The organism is Bacillus sp. AFS029533 (assembly GCF_002585125.1).
Taxonomy (GTDB): Bacteria; Bacillota; Bacilli; order Bacillales; family Bacillaceae_G; genus Gottfriedia; species Gottfriedia luciferensis_B.
Genome location: NZ_NUQC01000014.1, coordinates 61223 through 82938 on the forward strand (window position 1 = coordinate 61223; position 21716 = coordinate 82938).

Here is a 21716-nt window from a genome sequence, read left to right on the forward strand (position 1 = left end):
CTATTAAACTAATTCAAATACTCCGGCAGCACCCATTCCGCCACCAACACACATCGTTACGATACCAAACTGCTCTCCACGTCGCTTCATCTCATGTAATAGAGATAAAGTTAATTTAGTGCCAGTACAGCCAAGTGGATGCCCTAATGCTATCGCTCCACCATTTACATTTACTCGGTCTTCATCAAGACCTAAGTGACGAATAATTTGAATTGATTGAGAAGCGAAGGCTTCATTTAATTCAAAAATTCCAATGTCAGATAAACTTAATCCTGCTAATTTAAGAGCTTTTGGAATTGCTTCAACTGGTCCAATTCCCATCACTTCAGGAGCTACTCCAGCTACTGCAAAAGAACGGAATTTTAATAACGGACTTAGTCCTTCAGCTTCTGCTTTTTCACGATCCATTACTAATACTGCTGCTGCCCCATCACTTGTTTGTGAAGAGTTTCCAGCAGTTACAGAACCTCTCACATTAAATGCTGGTCTTAATTTAGCTAATACTTCAGAAGAGGTTCCTTCACGAACACCCTCATCTTGAGAGAAAGTAAAATTCTTCTCTTCTAATTTATTGTTTGAGTTAACCGAACGTAGCGTTACATCAACTGGAACGATTTCGTCTACAAAACGCCCTTCTTTAATAGCCGCTGCTGCGCGCAGATGACTACGTACCGCAAAAGCATCTTGATCTTCTCTTGAAATACCGTAGCGATTGGCAACTTGCTCAGCAGTATGCCCCATACCCATATAATACTCTGGTGCATTTTCTACTAATCTACTATTTAAACGAGCAACATGCCCTCCCATTGGAAGTAAACTCATTGATTCTGCTCCGCCTGCAATTATAGCTTCAGAATGACCTAGCATAATTCGTTCACTTGCATAAGCAATACTTTGTAGACCTGAAGAACAATAACGGTTCACTGTAATTCCTGGAACTGAATGCGGTAATCCAGCTAGTGCTCCAATATTACGCGCCATATTAAATCCTTGCTCGGCTTCCGGCGATGAGCAACCAAAAATGATATCATCGATTGGACCATCATAATTTCCCGCACGCTTTAATGTTTCTTTTACAACTAATGCCCCTAAATCATCCGGACGTACTGTTGCTAGTGATCCTTTTTTCGCCTTACCTACAGGTGTTCTCGCACCCGCTACAATAACAGCTTCTCTCATGTTCTTCCCTCCATCTTTCGATTAATTACGTAACGGTTTTCCTTTTACAAGCATGTGTTGCATACGAGCTTGAGATTTCATTTCTGAAATTAAACTTAAAAATGCTTCACGTTCAATATTTAATAAATACTCTTCGTCTACTAACGTTCCAAATGGCACTTTTCCACCTGCAATGACATACGCTAGTTTCTTAGCAATTGTTAAATCATGTTCACTAATATAGCCAGAATAGTACATTGAGTTTGCACCAGCTAATAATGTTGCATAACCAGACTCACCAACTACTGGTACTTTCTCACGAATTGGCGCGCTATAACCTGCTTCATATAACTCAAGTACTCGTTGTTTTGCTTCATAAATTAAGTGATCTGCATTAAATACTTTGCGATCATCATGATTTAAGAATCCATTTTCAAATGCTTCTTGAGCAGAAGTCGATACTTTTGCCATTGCAACAGTTTCAAATACTCGATTTGCAAGACTTTGCAAGTCAAACTCAACACCTTCTGGGAACTGTTTTAATTGTTTAATATAAAGCTCTTTACTACCGCCCCCACCTGGGATTAAGCCTACGCCAACTTCAACTAAGCCCATATAAGTTTCAGAAGATGCAACTACGCTAGCAGCTGGTAAACAAATTTCAGCACCGCCGCCCAGTGTCATACCGTAAGGAGCTACAACTACCGGTTTATCTGAGTACTTAATTTTCATCATTGCTTGTTGGAATCCTTTAACAACCATTTCAATTTCAAAATAGTTGTCATCTTGCGCCTCCATTAAAATCATTGCTAAATTAGCACCGACGCAGAAGTTCTTAGCTTGATTACCAATAACTAAGCCTTTATAATTTTTTGAAACTTCATCAACTGCGAAGTTAACCATTTGCGTAATATCCATGCCAATTGCATTGCTCTTTGTATGGAATTCTAAACATGCAACTCCATCTCCAAGGTCAATTAAACTCGCACCTGAATTTTGTTTAATAATTCGACCTTGTTCTTTTAAAACACTTAATTTAACTTCTTTATCATTTCTTACTAGCTCTTCAAATTGGCCATTATGATAGAAGCTAGTCACTCCATTGTCGTTTTTATAAAATGTTTCGTTACCACTATCGATCATATTCTTAACCCAGTTCGGTACAGTTAAGCCTTCGCTTTCCATTCGTACGACTGATTTAGACACACCAATTGCATCCCAGATTTCAAATGGTCCTAAATCCCAGCCAAATCCCCACTTCATTGCTTGATCAATTCCGACGATGTTATCAGAAATTTCACCAGACAATTCAGCTGAATAGACTAATACCGGGCTAATAATGCTCCATAAGAAATTACCAGCACGATCATCAGCGTATACAAGCGCTTTCAACTTATTCGCTAAACCTTTAATTTGCTTGATGCTTTCAGTTGAAGCTGTTTTCAAGCTTTTTCTTTCTCCATATTCAAATGTGCTTGGATCTAATTCTAAGATTTCTCTACCTTGCTTTAAGAAAAATCCTTGCCCAGACTTACTTCCAAGCCAATTACGATTAGCCATTTCTTTCATAAATTCTGGAACTTTAAAAACTTCTTTCTCTTCGCCTTCTACTAGCTCATAAACATTGTTTGCAACATGGATAAATGTATCTAGTCCAACTACGTCCAATGTACGGAATGTAGCACTAGAAGGACGCCCAATCATTGGACCAGTAATTGAATCAACTTCTCCAACACTGTATCCGCCTTTTAGCATTTCTTGTACAGTTACAAGTAATCCGTAAGTTCCGATACGGTTTCCAATAAAGTTTGGAGTATCTTTTGCTAATACAACGCCTTTACCTAAAACGTCTTCTCCAAAACTTTTCATAAATGTAAGTACTTCTTCAGATGTATGTTTAGTAGGAATAACTTCTAATAATTTCAAATAACGTGGTGGGTTAAAAAAGTGAGTGCCTAAGAAATGTTTCTTGAAGTCATCTGAACAATCTTCAGACATTGCTTCAATTGAAATACCTGATGTATTTGAGCTCACGATTGAGCCTGGTTTGCGGTATGCATCAACACTAGCTAATACTTGTTTTTTAATGGCTAAATTTTCAACAACTACTTCAATAATCCAGTCAACTTCGCTTAAACGACTCATGTCATCTTCAAAGTTACCTGCTTGAATTAACGTTAAGTTTTTCTTAGATGCAAGAGGAGCTGGCTTTTGTTTCAATAATTTCTGAATAGCCGTTTGACTAAATCGATTACGAAATTCTTTGGAGTCAGTAGAAAGACCTTTTGCAGCATCTTCCTTAGATAGTTCTCTTGGGACAATATCAAGTAGTAATGTTGGAATACCTATGTTTGCCAAGTGTGCAGCGATACCAGATCCCATCACACCAGAGCCGAGTACAGCGGCTTTTTTAATTTTTTGGATCATATGCATTTCTCCTCCTCATATCTTGAATGAATACTCATTCACTTTCTGGATAAAACAATCCATTATCAATGAGCCCTCTTCTTCCACTATATGATAAATTCTTATTTTTCGCAATAAACAAAAAGTTCAAATTAATAAAATTTTATTTATGATGTAAAATCCTTCCTCTGCTTTTTTTATCACACTCCATTTTTTACTAATAAGTTTATTTAAATAGGTTAGTCTAAGAAATGGAGGTGATAAGATATGAAACGTGAAAGAAATCCATCAAAGGGTGGAGTTAGTGCAGCAAGTGTTCAAGGTAATGCAAGTCATGGAGATCAAAAAGAAGAAAAAGGTAGACAAAGTAACAATCAGCAGTACGGTAAAAAAAATATGGGTCAGTAAGCTTTTTTCACTCAAGTTTAATATTAAAACTAGGACCTCGTGTCTAAAGCAATTATAAGAATAATGTTGTTTTACTAATAACTACTTATCACAAAAATCCTGTATAAAGAGAAAAAGGCTGACTAAAAAGGATCCTCACTCAATCCTTTTTAGTTAGCCTTTAATTTTAAAATTATTTACTAAACATACCTTTTAATACGAACGCAACGTTTGCAGGACGTTCTGCAAGACGACGCATGAAGTATCCGTACCAGTCAGTACCATAAGGAACATAAACTCGCATATTATAGCCTTCTTTAACAAGCTCTAATTGACGCTCTGTACGAATTCCGTATAACATTTGGAACTCAAATTGATCGTTTGGAATATTATGTTCTTTTACTAATTGTTTTGTATACTCAATCATTGCTTCATCATGTGAAGCGATTGCAGTAAAGTTGCCGTTTAATAAGTGCATTTTAATGATTTTTTTGAAGTTTTCATCCACATCTTTTTTCTCTGGGAATGCTACTTCAGCAGGCTCTTTATAAGCACCTTTTACTAAACGTAAATTTGGTTTTAAGCTGTTTAAATCTGTAATATCGTTTTCAGTTCTGTATAAATAAGCTTGGATAACTGTTCCGATATTATCGTACTCAGATCTTAATTGCTTAAAGATACGAATTGTTTTTTCACAACGAGTGAAATCTTCCATATCAATTGTAACGAATACACCATTCTTTTTAGCTGCCTCTAAAATACGACGCATGTTTGATAAAACTAACTCGTCAGAAATATCAAGACCCATAGAAGTCATTTTTAGAGAACATTGTGAATTTAATTTTTCTTTTCCAATCGCTTCAATCGCTTCGATACAGTGATCAGCCATTTCATTTGCTTCTTCAACCGTGTCAACGAATTCCCCAAGATAATCAATTGTTACTTTTAAATTCTTTTTATTTAAGTCCTGAATAACTTTTGTAGCTAAATCGATTGTTTCGCCTGCAACAAAACGTCCTGCACCAAATCTTAGGCCATATTTTTTAGCCATTTTAGTCAAAAACTTATTTTTAGACATAAATAAAAAAGCATTCTTCATAACTTGTTCCATTACTCTACCCCCAAAATTAAACTTTACTTTTCTCTATATATATTACTAATGTATCATCTATTGAAATTTGTTAAAACAATTATTTAATAATTTGTCGAATTTTGTTTATTGAAAAATGTATGCCCTTACTTAATATTATATTATCATAATTTATATATGCCGTCATCTTTGAAAATTATGGATAAATATTATTGCTTATTTTTGTTAGCCATAGCTTCTCTATGCTGGTCATTTAACGTTTTAATCTCTTTAATTAAATTAACAACCTCATCTTTTGCTTGAGGATATGTTTCGTTCCAATGTTTTACTAATGCGGGCATTGATTTTGATATGTATGTATACATAACCCACTTTTCCACTTTTGCTTGTTTTTCCTCAGACCAATCTCCTAATAACAATTCCGTATATTTTTTTAGTAACGCATCAAATTTTGCTTCAAATTCATTTTCCAAACGAAATCACCTCTCCATATAATTATTAATTTTCAACATTCTAATTTGAATCTTTCCTTTTTTACCTAAACCTGTTTACTATGAAATTATATTATATCTTCAACCAGTTTTAAGGTGATTATTTAAAAATGTAAAGTAAAAATAATAAATAGTATCTAACTTGTTCAATTTCATAATTTGTTCATAACTTCACAAACTTATCGTCATATTTTCTTTGTATACTATGAATGTGTTAATCAAAGAGCGCATAGGGAGTGAAACCATTTGGAACGAGATAGTATCCAATATTGTATTGATTTAGCTCTTAAAAAAAAGAAAATACTAGATCAAAGCTTATTTAAATATTTAACTCGTGCTGCCTTAGCATCTATTTATATAAGCTTTATTCTCATTGTCTGTTTAAAATTAGCTGAATTATTTAGATTGCAAAATTCACCATTTTCATCTGTAGCTTATCCACTCGTTTTCTCTACAGCATTAATTATGATTATTTATGGTGGTGGAGAATTATTTACTAGTAATACGATGTATTTTACCTTCTCAACATTAGCTAAAAAAACTTCAAAACTAGATTTAGTAAAAAACTGGATTACATGTTATTCAGGTAATATTATTGGAGCATTTATTTTTGCGATCATTTATTTTTTAACAGGTTTGGCAAAAGACTTTCCCGCCGATCATTTTTTAACAGGTGTAGTTGACCATAAAATTCACGCATCATTTTTCCACTTATTTTTTAAAGGTATTTTATGTAATTGGCTTGTCTGTCTTGCTTGTTTCTTACCGACTAGATTTAAAGATGATTTAGCAAAAATGTTACTGATTTTTTTATTAGTATTTGCTTTCTTCTTCTCTGGTTATGAACACAGTATCGCAAATATAGCTGTCTTTACATTATCCTATATTATGCCTCATAATGTAGCCTTTACATTTGGTGATGTATTGCATAATTTAATTCCAGTTACACTTGGAAATATAATTGGTGGATCAGTTGGTGTCGGAATGGCATATTACTTCTTGAATAATGAACAAAAATTAGAAGTAAAAGAATTTAAACGTGCTTCATAAGACTAATCGACCTGTCTTCTTTTTTTTGAAGACGGGTTTTTTCGTGCAAATCTAATTTTATTATGGTAATAATGATTTTATAATGAAAATTTTTCCTTTTATGGTGGTGTGAAATATGAAATACAATCATTTTGTTCGGTTTATCATGTTCATTTCATTGCTTTGTTTTCTTTTATTATCATATGGCTTCGTAAAAGGTGCTTATTCAGTTTTAAATCCTCAAAAAAGCAAACTTATCGTGAATAATAATACACAGAAAAATAATCAAAATGACATTGTTCACAAAAACAATAAACTGAAGATTGTTGCATTAGGAGATTCACTTACGCGTGGTGTCGGGGATGATGAAGGAACAGGTTATGTAGGAAGATTAAAAACCATTCTACAAAAAGAGTATAAACAACCAACAACGATCACGAATTTAGCTGTTAGTGGCGCAAAAACATCAAATTTACTTAACGATTTAAAGAAAAAAAATATACAAGAAACGATTGGCTCAGCGGACATAATCGTACTTTCCATAGGAAGTAATGATTTATTTCCTGGCGCTAATCAATTAAACGAAGAATTTTTAAAGACATATCGACCAGATGAAAAAACGTTTAAAAATAATCTACAATCAATCTTTAAACTAATACGTCAAAAAAATCCTACAGCTTCTATTTATGCGTTTGGTTATTATAACCCATTTCATAATGTTCAAGGTTTAGATGCATCGTCAAGCTTTGTATCTAGATGGAACAATCTACTTGAATTATCGGTACTTCAAACGAATAATGCATACGTCATTCCAACATTCGATTTATTTTTTAACGAAGAAAAGAAATATTTGTACACTGACCAATTTCATCCGAACAAAGACGGTTATATTGAAATGTCAAATCGTTTAACTAGTAAAATAGGAAGTCAGCTTCGAGGTGCGTCGAATGAATAAAGTTCTTAAATTAGAAGGTGTTACAAAGAGCATTAAAGGAAAAGTACTAGTCGATAACGTTTCATTTGAAGTTAATGAAGGTGAAGTATTTGGCTTTCTTGGTCCAAATGGAGCTGGAAAAACAACAACTATTCGAATGTTAGTCGGATTAATCAAACCAACAAAAGGAACAATTGAAATCGCTGGTTATCCAGTTAAGACTCATTTCAAAGAAGCAATGCGACAAATTGGATGTATTGTAGAAAATCCAGAATTATACGGTTATTTAACTGGATGGGAAAATCTTAATCAATTTGCGAGAATGTTAGGCATTAGAGATGATAAGAAAATAAGTGAAGTCGTAAATTTAGTAAAATTAACCGATCGAATTCATGAAAAAGTAAAGACGTATTCACTCGGAATGAAGCAAAGATTAGGAATTGCCCAAGCGTTACTTGGAGGCCCTAAGCTTCTTATTTTAGATGAACCTACTAATGGACTAGATCCAGCCGGTATTCGTGAATTACGTGAATTTATTCATATGCTTGTAAAAGAGCAAAATATAAGTGTTTTTATTTCAAGCCATTTATTAAGTGAAATCGAAATGATTTGTGATCGCGTAGGAATTATAAATAAAGGGAAAATGGTTAGAGTTTCAACAGTAAAAGAATTAGTAAAAGAAGCTGCTGAAAGAGTTGAATGGCGAGTTTCTCCAATACAAAAAGGGCTAGATTTATTAAAAAAGGATTCTACGATTCAAGATATCTTGGTAAAGGATGAGCTTATACTGTGCAGAATGTCGCCGCTCAAAATAAATGAGGTCATTCAACAATTCGTAGCAGCAGATGTGCAAGTAAATGGCGTTAAAACAATGTCTGAAACATTGGAAGATTTATTCATGGAAATGACTGGAGGCGAAGTTCGTGGCTGAACTAATAAGACTCGTCTTTAACGAAATTGAAAAAATGGTAAGGAAAAGAAGAATACTTGTTATCTTTTTCATTTTAGCAGTGCTAATCCCTATTTTTGTTTATGCTCAACTGCAGCAAACTGAAGAAACGATTAAAAGACTTGGTACTGATAATTGGAAAGTAGCACTTCAGCAAAAAATAGTCGACCAACAAAATAGATTAAACTCATCAGGAATACCTGAAGAATGGAAAAGTTGGTTAAAGGTTCAAATTGATCAAGAGCAATATTATTTAGATAACGACATAAATCCTACCACACCTGGAGCACCTACATTTATACGAAAATTAATTGAACAAAGTATTGGGTGGCTTCTTCTACCTTTATTGGTCATGGTCATCACAATCGATATTATATCTGGTGAGCGAAGCGACGGTACGATAAAAATACTACTAACCCGTCCTATCAAAAGATGGAAGGTCTTACTTAGTAAATACATATCCATTTGTTTATTAATCTCTTTTCTTCTCGTTCTATACGGCGTATTGGCATATGTCGTTTCAGGATTTGTTTTCAGCTTTAAAGGCTGGACAGTACCTGTGTTAACAGGATTTGTCATTAAAAATAACCAGCTACTAACTGATTCGGTTCAACTGATTCCCCAATGGCAATACATCATAATGGCCTTTGGACTTGCTTGGTTTGTTTGTATAATAATTGGAACTCTTTCATTTATGGTATCCGTATTAGTTCGAACTACACCCGCTGCAATGGGCATTATGCTAGCCGCATTAATAACAGGAAGCGTTCTAAGCGGACTAGCTACATCATGGTCAGGAGCAAAATACTTCTTTAGTGTAAACCTTGGACTAACTGACTACTTAGCCGGTCAACTCCCTTCCATTGAGGGATTAAACATGCACTTCTCTCTTATGAATTTATCGATATGGGGAATTTCAGCATTATTAATCTCTTTCATCGTATTTATTAAGCAAGATATGAATTAAATAGAACGGGGATTGAAAAGTTTAGATTCTTTTCAACCCCCTTTCCTTTTTTATCCACCTTAATCCTTTCCTCCTCTCCCTGACCTTAATGGCTCAACATGAATGTGAGTATATTGAATACCATGTTGTTGGCTTAAAATCATTTCGATTTGGTCTGTGATGCCGTGACTTTTACTCACATCTATTCCGCCGTCTACTTCAATGATTACATCTGCAATTGTTGTATTCCCGTACATTCTTGCTCTTAAATCTACTACTTTATGTACACCTGGCACTTTATCAACTGTTTCAGTAAAAAGATTCATTTCTTCTGGATCGAATCCATCCGTTAATAGGAGAGTTGCATCATAAAAAATCTCCCATGCTGTTTTGCAAATAATGACACCTACTAAAATGGCCGCAATTGGATCGATAATAGGAAAACCAATCGAAGCACCTAAAACACCAATCGTCGTTCCGAAGCTAACTAATGCATCGGAAAAATTATCTTTTGCTGATGCCTCAAGCCCTTTACTCTTCGTTCTCTTAGCAACTTTATTATTATAAAAGTAAATGCCAAACATAAAAATTCCAGAAGCAAATGCCACTACAGCTGCTAGTCTATTCGGTGTCTCATATTCTCCTACGAATAGTGATCTTATATTTTCAATAATAACCTGTAAACCAACCGACATCATAATAAAAGACGCAATTAGAGTAGCTATTTGCTCTGCTCTTGAATGTCCATAAGGATGATCTAAATCTCTTGGTTTTCTTGCGATTCTTATACCGATCAAAACAGCCAAAGTCGCACCAATATCAGTCACATTGTTAAGCCCATCAGCTAAAAGAGCACTAGAATTTGTATAAAAACTAACAAGTACTTTTACACTCGCAAGAACTAAGTAGGAAATAACACTTAAAAAAGCAGCAATGTCTAATTGCTTTTGAAGATTTTTATCCATGAATTCACCCCGCTCTAATAAAAAATCATATGGCCTTATCATACCCATAATGCAATTTTTCCATTTTAAGTAAAAAAAAACAGATTTGAATAATCAAATCTGTTTTTTCTTATCATACCTCTTTCATTAAAGTGGCTTTGGATTATAGCTTGATCCAGTTAAATCTGTTAAGTCACAAACCGTTTGCCATAATTCAGGATAAAATTCAAATCTTACAGCACGTTCTAAAGCTTCTGCTGGTACTCCTTTTAAGCTCTTCGTATTCATACCAATCATGCGGCGAACAAGTTGAATATGTTGTCTGCGGAATGATTGGAATCTTTCATCAAAGCAAGTTAATTCTTGCATTAATTGGAATAACTCAAAGTTTTTAGCTGCATCTTGATGTAATTGAACCGGTGTAAGTAAATTTTCATCTAATAAATCTTTAAAAGGCTGCCAAAGTGTTGGACCTAATTTTAAGATTTCATTAAATCCTGGAGAATCTTGACCGCTTCCTCTTCCTAAAGCTAAACGAATAATATGATAGTCACTTGGACTTACTAGTTTTACCATATCAAAAACTGCTGGTAAATGTACTAGGTGATTATTAATTCGTTGTAAATGATGTGTTGCTTTTGTAACCTCTTTTGCACGCATATGTTTATCTGCAAAATGAATAGATTGGATGATTAATTTAAAATGTAACTCGGCAATTTGATGAACCGTTTGAAATGTTAATTCATCTGGACAAAATAATTCTTCGTCAGGTTTTTGTAAACTTAATAATTCTTCTGTTCGAATATACTTCTCGTAATCTGTCAGTTTTTTTTGCTCTTGTGTCATTTCCCTTTTCCCCCTAAACTAATTTACGTAAAACTGCTCGTACAGGACTACCATCTGCATCTGTTAATGGTAGTGGTAATGCAATAAGCTCATACTCACCTGGAGTTACATTTCTTAAATCAATCGATTCGAGAATATGAATACCGGCATGATGAAGAGCATGATGTGCTTCAAGCTCCTTACTATCAAGTGGGTCTACTGAAGGTACATCTACTCCAACTAATTTAACGCCTTTTTCATGTAAAAACTCTGCTGCATCCTTTTCAATGTGTGGAATTCTCTCTGGGAAAACGCTATCATTTTTCCATGAATTTGTTTTAATTAATAAACGTTCTACACCATCGAATCGAAAAGCTTCTAAATCCGACTTTTTAATGCAATCTACTTCAATCAGTTCGATTACTTTTGCAATCCCTACATATAAATTAGGATCTAAATCTATGACTCTCTTACCATTTTCATCAAAATGAAATGGCGCATCAATATGCGTTCCTGTGTGAGTACTTAAAGTTAGCTTCCCAACATTAACGGAGCCACTTTCCTCTTTTGTCCAGCTCAATTGAAATGAAAAATTTGTATCACCTGGCCATACAGGCATACCATTTTCCAGTCTTCTTGATATATCAATTAATGTCATTTGGCATACCCTCCTAAGCGATGATTTCTCTTTCATTCTTAAACTGTTCATATTGTTTCTCAACCATGATTTTTTTTAAGATTTGTACACTATTCCAAACATCTACATAAGAAGTATAAAATGCGATTGGTGCTAATCTGATTACGTTAGGTGCTCTAAAGTCTGGAACAATCCCATTTAACTTTAATGCTTTACAAATCCTTGCAGCGTCATCATGTTCAAGACAAACATGTCCACCTCTATTTGAATCCTCGTGTGGATTACCAATTGTAAAACCTAAGCCACTTAATTCTTCATTGATTAAACTCATTAAATAAGCTGTACTGTGTAAAGACTTTTCGCGAATTCTCTCAATTGTAGCTTCTTTATACATTTCAAGTGAGCCAACAAGCGGTGCCATGCTTAAAATATGCGGAGTACCGATTTGATAAGCACCAACTGTATCAGACGGAACAAATTCATGCTTCATATCGAACTGCTTTTCTTTATTTGAACCGAACCAACCAGCTAATCCAGGCATTGTCCCTAAATGCTTTTCGTGAACGAATAGGCTTCCTACTCCACCAGGTCCACTATTTAAATATTTATAATTACACCAATAAGCAAAATCCACATCCCATTCATGGAACTGATGAGGAATTGCGCCAACAGAATGACATCCATCAAAACCAATTATTATTCCACGCTCATGTGCAGCTTTTGTTAATCTTTCTATATCTAATAATTGACCGCTTCGATATAACACAGTAGGAAGAATAATTAATGCAATTTCATCAGTCATTGCTTCGATAATATCTTCTTCTCTAATTGTTCGACCATCACGGCTTTTAACTTGAATTAAGTGAGTTGCTGGATCAAAGCCCTTTAATTTCAATTGACTTTGAATAGCATAAATATCTGACGGAAAGTTTAATTCATCCGCTAATATTTTCGTTTTTTGACCATTTGGGTGATAAAAAGATGCAATTAATTGATGAAGATTTGAAGTAGTCGAACCAGTTACGATCACTTCATTCTCTTTTGCCCCGACTAACGGTGCACTTAATGCTCCCAATTTTTCTGCAAAATAATACCATGGATGATCGCCCTGCATCCATCCATCGATTGCAAGTGTCTTCCATGAATCTAATAAATCTAGTAAACTTTGTTCTGCTCTTTTTGAAAGAAGTCCTAGCGAATTTCCATCTAAATAGATAGTACCTGGTTGTAAGTAAAACTCATCTCGATAATTTGATAATGAATCTTTTTGATCTAGAAATTCTGCAAATTCTTTTGTTGGTTGAAACATCCCCCTGTTTTACCCCCTTGCAAGAAATAACCTACTATATTAAAGGTATTGCGATTAATAATATATGTCAATATTTTCTGAATATAATATTTAATAAAAAAAGTGTCAATTAATCCAAAATATCCCTATCTTAGATTTTGACACAATTTCTTCTTCTATTTAATTGCTTTTCCCTACAAATGTAGGTCCCGTTTCTTAAACGAAACAAACGTGACAATCGTTAATATAATAATTAATCCGATCGAAATAGTTGTATAAATACCGTCAAATCCTCCACCATACATAATATCTTTCGCTTCAAAATACTTAAACGGTGTAAAATATTTCAAGCCTTCAATCTGCTCATTTAAATCAATTGCGATTGATAATATAAATGTGATTAATAGAATCCCAGTTGCATAAGAGGCAGCCTTTTTGGAATTTTTACAAACTGCAGCTATAGCCGAACCTATTACTAAAAATAATAGCTGTAAAATAAACATCCCGACCATTACCACTGCTATATCGCCATTTACATTCTCACCTTTACTATACTTTCCTACTATTAGTACACTTGATATCCACGTAATACCGTTAAAAATAAGGATGTTTACTAGAGCACTCATTAATTTAGAAGTTATGATCTTAATTCTAGAAATAGGTTTTACAAATAAAAACTCAGCTGTTTTATCTCGCTCTTCTTTAGCAATTATATTAGCGCCTAGCATTGCCGCGTGAATCGTTGCCATTAAATATAAATATAAAACTAAGATGCCAAAATATCCGCTTGCCTTTGATAAATCTAGTGCTCCTGAGCCCATGATCGCTTGAAGGGATTTCGGCATTTGATTAAAAAGGTCAGTTATTTGGCCATTGGAAGCTGTAGCTTTATATTTCGCCATTCCGCTACCTACTAAAAAAACAATTCCGATACACCAAAAAATAATCGATTTTCGATATGTCTTCATTTCTCTTAAAAATAGATTCATTTCCACCCTCCCTTTCCTTTAAGTTATACCGCGTGAATATCTCTTTTCTTATAAATCATATAGCTTGCAAAGATTGAAACGATGATTATCCCAATTGACATAATCAAAAATTGTGATTCAAATTTCGAATGAGCAATGATATATCTCGGTTCAAAATATTTAAAAGGTGATAGAAAACGTTTGACATTGCTTTCGTCTGTAGCTACTACCATACCAATTACGAAAAAACCAAAAACAATCGCAAGAGAAATTGATAGTACCGCTTTGATCTTTGGAAATACAACTGATATTAAAATACCGATTCCAAAAAATAGTAATTGTGTAATAAACAACGATACAGAGAGTAATATAATTGACTTACTACTATAATTCGCTGTTTTTACGTGCTGAGCCATCATCATAGTTGCGACTAAATAAAATATATTTGTAATCGCTAAAGAAACCATACCGGCAAATATCTTTGAAGTCATAACTTTTGTTCTAGTTACTGGTTTTGTTAGAAGAAAATCAGCTGTTTTTTCACGTACTTCCTTTGAAATAATTGAAGTACCTAGAATCATGGCCTGAATCGCTCCACAAAGAGAAATATAAATAAATACATAGGAATAAAATCCTAAAACATTTCCAAAACTCTCAATTTCAAGTCCAAGTGCTTTTCTTACCCCTTCAGGATAACCTTCTAACACTTTTGAGAATTCTACATAGTCCTTTGCAATTGCTGGAAATAAAGATAAGAAAAAAACGACGATTGCCATTAAAGAAGCTGTCCAAATAAAGGTGGATTTCCGATAAGCTTTTAATTCATGTAAAAAAATATTCATTGCTTATTAGGCCTCCTTTTCATAATAATGTAAGAAAATTTCCTCGAGGTCAGGCTCTTCAATCCACAAATTTTCAATTTCGATTTCTGCTATTTTCTTTAAAACTTTATTTATATTGCCTTTAAAAATAAAGCTAATCGTTTTCCCTTTGATTTCAATATTGTTTACCCCCGGCATATTGAAGTAATTTGGATCCAGTCTATTTTGAATATCTACTTTAAATCGTTTGTAATTATTTTCTTGTAATGTACTTATTTTTTCTACTGTCACAATCTTACCTTCTTTAATAATTGCAACTCGATCACATAAACGCTGAACTTCACTTAAAATGTGAGATGAAAATAAAATCGTTGCTCCTTTTTTGTTTTCCTCCTCTAATAAGTCAAAAAATCTTTGTTGCATTAAAGGGTCAAGACCACTTGTCGGTTCATCCAATATGATTAACTTCGGTTCATGAAGTAATCCTTGGACAATCCCTACCTTCTTTTTATTACCTAAAGATAAATCATCAATTTTCTTCGTTAAATCGAGGTCCATTACTTCAGCTAATTCTTTTATTCGTTTCGTGCAATCTTTTTTATAAAAACTAGCTGAGTATTTTAATAAATCCATTACTTTCATATTGTCATAGTAAAAAACTTCAGATGGCAAATACCCGATATCTTTTTTAATTTCTGGAGCAAACTGTATACAGTCCTTTCCAAATATTTTAGCATTACCACTCGTAGGATAAATTAACGAAAGTAAAGTTCGAATTGTAGTTGATTTACCCGCACTATTTGGACCAATGAATCCGAATATTTCTCCCTCTTCTATATTGAAGCTTATATCTGTGATTCCCCTTGAATTGCCATAGGTCTTCGTTAAATTATTAATTTCAATCGCGTACATAAATGAACCTCCCGCTTTGTTTTGAAATATTTCGTTATGATTATTACAAAACTAGTATATACCTCAATTCTAAAAAAGAGAATATGTTTTGAAATAATTTTAATAAAATATTTCAAAACATGATATACTATTGTATAGATAATGACGGAGGTATCGATATTTGGACGGTTATAAAAAACGAACTCTGCAGAAAATGGAGAGCATTGAAAAAAGTACAACTAAATTATTGTCATTACCATTAAATGATATAAAAATAGCAAATATTGCAAAGTTAGCGAATGTATCACAAGTATCAATTTACAATTATTACGGTAGTAAAGAAGCCCTACTGAAAGCTACAATTATTCGATTAATGGATCATCAATACGAAGAAACAAAACAAATGCTTTCAAGTGATATTCCTTTTAATGAAAAAATTAAGGAATTATTTATTCGTAAGAAAAACGGTCTTGATATCATTAATCTTGAGATGTTTACAGCATTAATGAAAAAAGACCCTGAACTTCAAGAATTAGTTTTAGATTTTACAATGAACAAATCATTCAAATTGCTGATTTCCCTAATCGATGAAGGACGTTCACTAGGTTTAGTTCGAAATGAGGTTCAAAACAAAACATTATTAATCTATATCCAAGTCTTGAGCCAGGCTTTTTTAAATATGGACCAAACAACCTCACAATATATCCAACAAAAAGAAGTAGTAGATGAAATTATGAATATATTCTTATATGGATTACTAAAGCAAGAGGACTAAAATAGAATAGTTATAAAAAAAGGCATCTTTGCTTAGGCAAAGATGCTTTTCTATTTGGAATATTCTTCTAGGTAAACCTTATCCATAGATTTGTATTATCTTACACTCTTTGTTCATACAATGAATTACTTATCTATATTTTAAACTCTTGGAGGAGTATATGCGCAAAACTATTCTATGGCTTAAAGAAAATTGCGATGAAATTAAACGTGGCCTAATTGGTGGATTTACTATTTTTAGTCTAGCTGTTATTTTTTCCACAACAGATTCATCTGTAGAATACAACCAAAACGCATGTCTAAAATGGGAGTATAACAAATCTGCACAAGTCAACGTCTGCTCGATTTATAAAACATCTAATACTAACACCATTCCATACGGTTCAATGGTGAAGGAAAGATAAGAATAGAAAAAGGATAAGGCATGCACCTTATCCTTTTTCTATTGCCCAGCTACGTCTCTCTTCTTAAAGAGCTCTCCAGCAGTAACAAGAAATAACAAAATATAAATGACCAGTACTGCTATAGAAAATTCAATTCTCATACCGTTTTCTATATTAATCCCCTTTGTGTAAACCGTTAAATCAGTGTGCATAAATGGTAAGAACTTAGACCAGCTTTTCTCTCTTAATAATGTTCCTATCCCATCGGAAGTTGCTAGTAGGATTATGCTTATTAATAAAGAAATACTGCTTGTCCTTAAAACAGTTGATAAGAAGTAAGCAACGGCAACAAAGAACAAGTATGGTAGTAAATTTATTAAATAATCGTTTAATAAACTTGGTAAAATACCTTGCTCTACTACATGGTTATTTACATATTGTAATACCGGTTGAGCACTAAAATTTAAGCCATTTAATGCACTACCTATAATAAATGAGTAGATGATGATTGCAAAAGAAAAAATGAAATATAAGATTACCAAACTCAAAAATTTTGCATAATAGATCATTCGTCTTGTTGATGGTTTAACGAGCAAGAAATTAATCGTTTTCCATTGATGCTCTTTTGACATCATATTACTTGCAAAATAAATAAGAAGGATTCCAATAAAGTTCGTTACGATCGCACCTTTTTTCATAAAGTCCAACACAGTGTGTTGTTGAATTGGTGAAATATTATGCGCAAGTCGATACTTATTAATCTCATATGTCTCTTTTTGTTCTTTAGCAAATGCTGGTAAGTCTGAAGAGTTTTGCCCTGCTAGTACTTCTTCTATCTTTTTATTTTCTACTTTTAGTTCTGTTCTCCAGTTTTCAGCCTTTGCTGCTCCGCTTTCCTTTTCTACATAATCCCATCTTCCTAGAACAATAATCGGGATAAATAGTAAAATTAACGTTATGACAAAAGATTTTTGGACGAATATTTTACGTAATTCGTTCTCAATTAATCGTATGAAATTACTCAATGACATTTCCTCCTGTCAATTGAATGAACAAATCTTCTAACCTTTCTTTTTTACGAGTTACATAATAAATCTCTATTCCTGCCAGTACCAAATCTTTCATTAGTGAAGGAATCTCTTCTTCATCAATTTCAAAAATAATTGCGCGATCATTAATAATGTCAAATTTGTACTTGTTATCTCTATTTGTAAAACTACTTTCAAAAGCTTTCGTGCTTTTAACGACTATTTCAATGAATAAGTTCTCACCACTTTTATCATTCAGATCAATTGATTCAACGAATTGACCATTTTGAATAATAATTGAGCGATCACAAATCAATTCTATTTCAGATAATAGATGACTAGAAAGTAGGATTGCTGTTTGTTCGACCTCAGCAATACGTTTTAAATAATCACGGATTTCCCTTACTCCAGCCGGATCTAATCCATTAGTTGGCTCATCTAAAATTAATATTGAAGGATTATGTAATAACGCTTGAGCAATTCCTAATCTTTGCTTCATCCCTAAGGAATAGGTTGAAAACTTTTTATGTATGGCATTCGAAAGTCCAAGTAAATCAATAACCTCAAGAACTCTATCCTTTGAAACACCATCTAACATTCGAGCAAAATACATTAGATTTTTATACCCACTATAAAATGGATAAAATGCAGGAGTTTCAATCATTGCTCCGATCTGTTTGATCGATTCTTTAAAGTTTTCCTTAATCGAATTGCCTTGAATATAGATTTCACCACTCGTGATACTCATAAGTCCAACAATCATTCGCATTGTCGTAGTTTTTCCTGAACCATTTGGCCCAAGTAGACCTAAAACTTCACCTTTGTATAATTCAAAGCTAATATCTCTAATAATCTTTTGATTACTAATCGTCTTATTTACGCTTTTTAGCTCAAGAACAATATCTCGATTCATCTTGAGGCCTCCTATATGTGCAATAATCTCTTATTAACTATAAAGTTTTCCCCTTCCTTTTCTGAATAATTAATGCTATTCTCATGGAAGGAATTGAAAGGAGAACTTTATGAAAAGAATACCATATTACTTAGTATTTGGCTCATTTATCCCATATTTATTAATCTTTGCTTTACCCTTTTTACCTGTTTCTGGGAGCTTTAAAGCTGGTCTGATTGCTCTATTAGTTATTCTTGGAGAAGGAATGTTTTGGATTGGTGGAGTATTTGTAGGTAAAGATGTTATGACGAACTATCGTAAAAAATTGAGCCCGGCAAAATGGTTTAAAAATAGAAGAAAGCAAGAAAATTGATGTATAAAGGGATGCTCTCATAAGGAGCCCTTTTTTTTATGCAAAATGTAGGTTGTGGATAGAATGCAACATAATGTTAAATATGTTGATAAAGTTGTGAACAATGTTTATAAAGTAGTCATAAAGTCATTGGATTCAATTTCAGTTGGATTTTGTGTGTTGATAACTAGTGAATTCAGACTGAAAAGGACTGATTTGTATTGAACATTGTTGATAAAGTTGTGAACACTTCGTTGACCTAGTAATCCTTTAAATCTGTAAGAATTTGATTAAATCTCATCATAAAACGCAAAAAACCCACAAACATTGTGGGTACACAAACATTGTTTCAGACTGATTGCAAGTACTTGTCTTTCGAGGCGCGAAGCCTGGTGAGGAGTGGAGTTACCTTAAACGGTAATGAGCACCGCAGACAGGCGAAGCAACGAAGAAAGCGAGCGTTTGTCAACAGTCTGAAAAACTTATTTGCCTTCTAATTGCTTCCATTTATTTTCCATAACAGGTGGCTCATAGTTTTGCATTAGTTTTAGTAGGTCGTCTGCATTTTCTGCAACAACAAATAATGATAGAGTATTTTCGTTCATAAATCCTTCTTTTACAGCATGTTTAAGCAAATCTAACACAGGACTAAAGAAGTTATCAACATTTAATAAACCAATTGGCTTATTGTGGATTCCAATTTGTGCCCAACAAATAATTTCAAATAATTCATCGAAAGTTCCAATTCCGCCCGGCAGTGCAATAAACCCATCGGACATCTCGTTCATTAAAGCTTTACGCTCATGCATTGATTCAGTCTCAATGAATTGCGTTAGTCCTTTATGGGCAACCTCTCCACGAAATAATCCACCAGGCATAATGCCAATGACATTTCCACCTTGTTTTAATACTTCATTTGCGATTTCTGCCATAATCCCTAATCTTGATCCACCATATATTAAATCTATATTATTACTAGCAAATAAGGAACCTAGCTTTTTTGCTTGAAGACTAAATGACTCTCTATTCCCAAGATTTGAACCAGCATAAACACAAATTTTCTTCATAAAATGTCACTTCCTTCGATGTATTTTACTTTATTTTAACATATCTTTCGATTAGGATTGTAAAGATAAAGTTAACCAATTTTTTTAGGAGTTGAAAAAATGAATTTAGGTACCATTGGAACAAGCTGGATTACAGAAAGTTTTATCGAAGCTTCAAAGGATAGTAAATTGCTTAATTTAACTGCGATCTATTCTAGAAATGAAGAAACTGCAAGAGCATTTGCTACAAAGCACAACGCTCCTAAGTTTTTTACAAATATCGAAGAATTAGCAACAAGCCCTGATATTGACGTAGTATACATAGCATCACCGAACTCTTTGCACTATGAACAAAGCATCTTATTATTAAAGAATAAAAAACATGTTATTTGTGAAAAACCAATTTTTTCAACAATTAATGAATTAGATCATGCCTTTAAAGTTGCAGAAGAAAATGGAGTTTATTTATTTGAAGCAATTCGTAACTTCCACTCACCAAATTTTACAGCTTTAAAAGAAGGTCTAGAAAAAATCGGCCAAATTAGAAGTGCTAATCTGCATTATTTACAATACTCTTCTAAATATGATGCATTTCTTAGAGGCGAAAATCCAAATGTTTTCTCTCCCGAATTTTCTGGTGGGGCATTAGTCGATTTAGGAGTTTATCCAATTTATGTAGTGATTGGTTTATTTGGAAAACCAACCTCAGTAAATTACACACCTGTTAAATTGCGTACCGGTATAGATGGTAGTGGAACATTAGTATTAAATTATGAAAACTTTACTTGTAGCATCCAATGCTCTAAAGTCTCTCAATCATATATTGAAAGTGAAATTACAGGTGAAATTGGAACTTTAGTTCTTGATAAACCATCTCCAATTTCAAAAATCACTTTAATTAACCATAAATCTAAGCAACGAGAGTCATTAGAAGTTAGCCAAGTATCAAATGATATGCTGTATGAAATCCAAAATATTACTAGCATAATAAAAGAATCCAATCAAACAGAATATGAAAAATTAAAAGAGCTTAGCAAGCTAGTATTAACAGTAACCGAATCTGCGAGAAAGCAAGGCGGAATTGTTTTTGGAGTTGAAAGAAATTAATAAAAATACCAGTTATCCAATCAGTTGGATACTGGTATTTTTTCTTATTGCTTATTAAGCAATAGTGTTTTCTTCTTAAAAGTCCAAAAAGTAAACCTTGGTTATCAATAAAATAGGCGAAATAACCCATTTGAGGTATAGATTATTTATGTAGAAGCTGATTAAAAAGATTAATCAGCTTTATGATTTTTTAATATACAACAACCCATCCAACCCCTGGCACAAAGTACCATCTTCTACCATTCAGGATATAATATCCTCCATGCCAATAACCTCCTGGTCCAGGAAACCCATGTCCCGGCCCATATCCAGGTCCGTGCCCATGTCCCGGTCCATATCCAGGTCCGTGCCCATATCCAGGTCCATGTCC

24 protein-coding genes are annotated in these 21716 nt (G+C 33.5%); 9 read left to right on the forward strand and 15 right to left on the reverse strand.

Going from position 1 to position 21716, the window contains the following annotated elements; genetic code table 11:
* Nucleotides 1-3: 3 nt before the first annotated feature.
* The gene (locus tag COE53_RS07565) at nt 4-1179 is read right to left on the reverse strand and encodes an acetyl-CoA C-acetyltransferase (protein WP_098947641.1); all 1176 of its coding nucleotides are present in this window, start codon (nt 1177-1179) and stop codon (nt 4-6) included.
* A 21-nt stretch (nt 1180-1200) separates the two neighbouring features.
* Nucleotides 1201-3582: a 3-hydroxyacyl-CoA dehydrogenase/enoyl-CoA hydratase family protein gene (locus COE53_RS07570; protein ID WP_098947660.1), complete on the reverse strand. Its 2382-nt coding sequence runs from the start codon at nt 3580-3582 to the stop codon at nt 1201-1203.
* Between the two features lie 249 nt (nt 3583-3831).
* On the opposite strand from COE53_RS07570, the gene COE53_RS07575 reads away from it, so the two are divergent.
* Nucleotides 3832-3972: a YuzL family protein gene (locus COE53_RS07575; RefSeq protein WP_091023494.1), complete on the forward strand. Its 141-nt coding sequence runs from the start codon at nt 3832-3834 to the stop codon at nt 3970-3972.
* Between the two features lie 172 nt (nt 3973-4144).
* Here COE53_RS07575 and COE53_RS07580 read toward each other — a convergent pair whose 3' ends face one another.
* On the reverse strand, nt 4145-5062 hold the full coding sequence (locus tag COE53_RS07580; RefSeq protein WP_069034853.1) for a proline dehydrogenase family protein: 918 nt from the start codon (nt 5060-5062) through the stop codon (nt 4145-4147).
* 188 nt (nt 5063-5250) lie between these two features.
* On the reverse strand, nt 5251-5514 hold the full coding sequence (locus COE53_RS07585) for a DUF2573 family protein (RefSeq protein ID WP_069034854.1): 264 nt from the start codon (nt 5512-5514) through the stop codon (nt 5251-5253).
* 264 nt (nt 5515-5778) lie between these two features.
* Here COE53_RS07585 and COE53_RS07590 point away from each other — a divergent pair, with 264 nt between their 5' ends.
* From COE53_RS07590 to COE53_RS07605, 4 genes are all read left to right on the forward strand, one after another.
* Nucleotides 5779-6582, forward strand: coding sequence for a formate/nitrite transporter family protein (locus tag COE53_RS07590; protein WP_069034855.1), 804 nt, complete (start codon nt 5779-5781; stop codon nt 6580-6582).
* Between the two features lie 115 nt (nt 6583-6697).
* Nucleotides 6698-7516, forward strand: a complete 819-nt coding sequence (locus COE53_RS07595) for a GDSL-type esterase/lipase family protein (protein ID WP_098947643.1) — start codon at nt 6698-6700, stop codon at nt 7514-7516.
* On the forward strand, nt 7509-8426 hold the full coding sequence (locus COE53_RS07600) for an ABC transporter ATP-binding protein (RefSeq protein ID WP_091023489.1): 918 nt from the start codon (nt 7509-7511) through the stop codon (nt 8424-8426). Before COE53_RS07595 ends, COE53_RS07600 begins: the two co-directional genes overlap by 8 nt.
* A gap of 25 nt (nt 8427-8451) precedes the next feature.
* Nucleotides 8452-9411, forward strand: a complete 960-nt coding sequence (locus COE53_RS07605; RefSeq protein ID WP_286141630.1) for an ABC transporter permease — start codon at nt 8452-8454, stop codon at nt 9409-9411.
* A gap of 59 nt (nt 9412-9470) precedes the next feature.
* Here COE53_RS07605 and COE53_RS07610 read toward each other — a convergent pair whose 3' ends face one another.
* The 7 genes from COE53_RS07610 to COE53_RS07640 form a co-directional block, all read right to left on the reverse strand.
* The gene (locus COE53_RS07610; RefSeq protein WP_069034996.1) at nt 9471-10355 is read right to left on the reverse strand and encodes a cation diffusion facilitator family transporter; all 885 of its coding nucleotides are present in this window, start codon (nt 10353-10355) and stop codon (nt 9471-9473) included.
* A 126-nt stretch (nt 10356-10481) separates the two neighbouring features.
* Nucleotides 10482-11180, reverse strand: a complete 699-nt coding sequence (locus COE53_RS07615; RefSeq protein ID WP_025672328.1) for a tryptophan 2,3-dioxygenase family protein — start codon at nt 11178-11180, stop codon at nt 10482-10484.
* A gap of 13 nt (nt 11181-11193) precedes the next feature.
* On the reverse strand, nt 11194-11817 hold the full coding sequence (gene kynB / locus COE53_RS07620; protein ID WP_098947645.1) for an arylformamidase: 624 nt from the start codon (nt 11815-11817) through the stop codon (nt 11194-11196).
* A gap of 13 nt (nt 11818-11830) precedes the next feature.
* Nucleotides 11831-13105, reverse strand: a complete 1275-nt coding sequence (gene kynU / locus COE53_RS07625) for a kynureninase (protein WP_091023483.1) — start codon at nt 13103-13105, stop codon at nt 11831-11833.
* A 173-nt stretch (nt 13106-13278) separates the two neighbouring features.
* Entirely contained in the window at nt 13279-14073 is a 795-nt protein-coding gene (locus tag COE53_RS07630) for an ABC transporter permease subunit (RefSeq protein WP_069034860.1), read from the reverse strand.
* A 23-nt stretch (nt 14074-14096) separates the two neighbouring features.
* A complete protein-coding gene (locus COE53_RS07635) occupies nt 14097-14894 on the reverse strand; it encodes an ABC transporter permease subunit (protein WP_069034861.1) in 798 nt (265 codons plus the stop codon).
* Between the two features lie 6 nt (nt 14895-14900).
* Nucleotides 14901-15785 (reverse strand): ABC transporter ATP-binding protein, encoded by an 885-nt coding sequence (locus COE53_RS07640; RefSeq protein ID WP_098947647.1) that lies wholly within the window; start codon nt 15783-15785, stop codon nt 14901-14903.
* 160 nt (nt 15786-15945) lie between these two features.
* On the opposite strand from COE53_RS07640, the gene COE53_RS07645 reads away from it, so the two are divergent.
* Nucleotides 15946-16539, forward strand: coding sequence for a TetR/AcrR family transcriptional regulator (locus COE53_RS07645; protein WP_098947649.1), 594 nt, complete (start codon nt 15946-15948; stop codon nt 16537-16539).
* 160 nt (nt 16540-16699) lie between these two features.
* Complete coding sequence (locus tag COE53_RS07650) at nt 16700-16942, forward strand: hypothetical protein (protein WP_069034864.1); 243 nt, start codon at nt 16700-16702, stop codon at nt 16940-16942.
* Nucleotides 16943-16980: 38 nt separating this feature from the next.
* Here the strand turns inward: COE53_RS07650 and COE53_RS07655 are convergent, their stop codons facing one another.
* Both COE53_RS07655 and COE53_RS07660 read right to left on the reverse strand, forming a co-directional pair.
* Nucleotides 16981-17946, reverse strand: a complete 966-nt coding sequence (locus COE53_RS07655) for an ABC transporter permease (RefSeq protein WP_069034865.1) — start codon at nt 17944-17946, stop codon at nt 16981-16983.
* Nucleotides 17939-18862: an ABC transporter ATP-binding protein gene (locus COE53_RS07660; protein WP_091023475.1), complete on the reverse strand. Its 924-nt coding sequence runs from the start codon at nt 18860-18862 to the stop codon at nt 17939-17941. Before COE53_RS07660 ends, COE53_RS07655 begins: the two co-directional genes overlap by 8 nt.
* 109 nt (nt 18863-18971) lie before the next feature.
* Here COE53_RS07660 and COE53_RS07665 point away from each other — a divergent pair, with 109 nt between their 5' ends.
* Entirely contained in the window at nt 18972-19214 is a 243-nt protein-coding gene (locus COE53_RS07665; RefSeq protein ID WP_025671225.1) for a transporter suffix domain-containing protein, read from the forward strand.
* Nucleotides 19215-19675: 461 nt separating this feature from the next.
* Here COE53_RS07665 and COE53_RS07670 read toward each other — a convergent pair whose 3' ends face one another.
* A complete protein-coding gene (locus COE53_RS07670) occupies nt 19676-20260 on the reverse strand; it encodes an LOG family protein (protein ID WP_069034867.1) in 585 nt (194 codons plus the stop codon).
* Between the two features lie 99 nt (nt 20261-20359).
* Here COE53_RS07670 and COE53_RS07675 point away from each other — a divergent pair, with 99 nt between their 5' ends.
* Nucleotides 20360-21346, forward strand: coding sequence for a Gfo/Idh/MocA family protein (locus COE53_RS07675; protein ID WP_098947651.1), 987 nt, complete (start codon nt 20360-20362; stop codon nt 21344-21346).
* Between the two features lie 190 nt (nt 21347-21536).
* On the opposite strand, the gene COE53_RS07680 is transcribed toward COE53_RS07675, so the two are convergent.
* On the reverse strand, nt 21537-21716 hold a 180-nt coding region (locus COE53_RS07680), incomplete at its 5' end, for a hypothetical protein (protein WP_180242399.1).

Excerpts from the sequence above, each read along its gene's own strand:
- COE53_RS07640 (WP_098947647.1), bottom strand. The coding sequence starts at position 15,785 with ATGTACGCGATTGAAATTAATAATTTAACGAAGACCTATGGCAATTCA.
- kynB (WP_098947645.1), bottom strand. The coding sequence starts at position 11,817 with ATGACATTAATTGATATATCAAGAAGACTGGAAAATGGTATGCCTGTA.
- COE53_RS07670 (WP_069034867.1), bottom strand. The coding sequence starts at position 20,260 with ATGAAGAAAATTTGTGTTTATGCTGGTTCAAATCTTGGGAATAGAGAG.
- COE53_RS07660 (WP_091023475.1), bottom strand. The coding sequence starts at position 18,862 with ATGAATCGAGATATTGTTCTTGAGCTAAAAAGCGTAAATAAGACGATT.
- COE53_RS07565 (WP_098947641.1), bottom strand. The coding sequence starts at position 1,179 with ATGAGAGAAGCTGTTATTGTAGCGGGTGCGAGAACACCTGTAGGTAAG.
- COE53_RS07635 (WP_069034861.1), bottom strand. The coding sequence starts at position 14,894 with ATGAATATTTTTTTACATGAATTAAAAGCTTATCGGAAATCCACCTTT.
- COE53_RS07610 (WP_069034996.1), bottom strand. The coding sequence starts at position 10,355 with ATGGATAAAAATCTTCAAAAGCAATTAGACATTGCTGCTTTTTTAAGT.
- COE53_RS07650 (WP_069034864.1), top strand. The coding sequence starts at position 16,700 with ATGCGCAAAACTATTCTATGGCTTAAAGAAAATTGCGATGAAATTAAA.
- COE53_RS07665 (WP_025671225.1), top strand. The coding sequence starts at position 18,972 with ATGAAAAGAATACCATATTACTTAGTATTTGGCTCATTTATCCCATAT.
- COE53_RS07575 (WP_091023494.1), top strand. The coding sequence starts at position 3,832 with ATGAAACGTGAAAGAAATCCATCAAAGGGTGGAGTTAGTGCAGCAAGT.
- COE53_RS07595 (WP_098947643.1), top strand. The coding sequence starts at position 6,698 with ATGAAATACAATCATTTTGTTCGGTTTATCATGTTCATTTCATTGCTT.
- COE53_RS07630 (WP_069034860.1), bottom strand. The coding sequence starts at position 14,073 with ATGAATCTATTTTTAAGAGAAATGAAGACATATCGAAAATCGATTATT.
- kynU (WP_091023483.1), bottom strand. The coding sequence starts at position 13,105 with ATGTTTCAACCAACAAAAGAATTTGCAGAATTTCTAGATCAAAAAGAT.
- COE53_RS07615 (WP_025672328.1), bottom strand. The coding sequence starts at position 11,180 with ATGACACAAGAGCAAAAAAAACTGACAGATTACGAGAAGTATATTCGA.
- COE53_RS07580 (WP_069034853.1), bottom strand. The coding sequence starts at position 5,062 with ATGGAACAAGTTATGAAGAATGCTTTTTTATTTATGTCTAAAAATAAG.
- COE53_RS07600 (WP_091023489.1), top strand. The coding sequence starts at position 7,509 with ATGAATAAAGTTCTTAAATTAGAAGGTGTTACAAAGAGCATTAAAGGA.
- COE53_RS07675 (WP_098947651.1), top strand. The coding sequence starts at position 20,360 with ATGAATTTAGGTACCATTGGAACAAGCTGGATTACAGAAAGTTTTATC.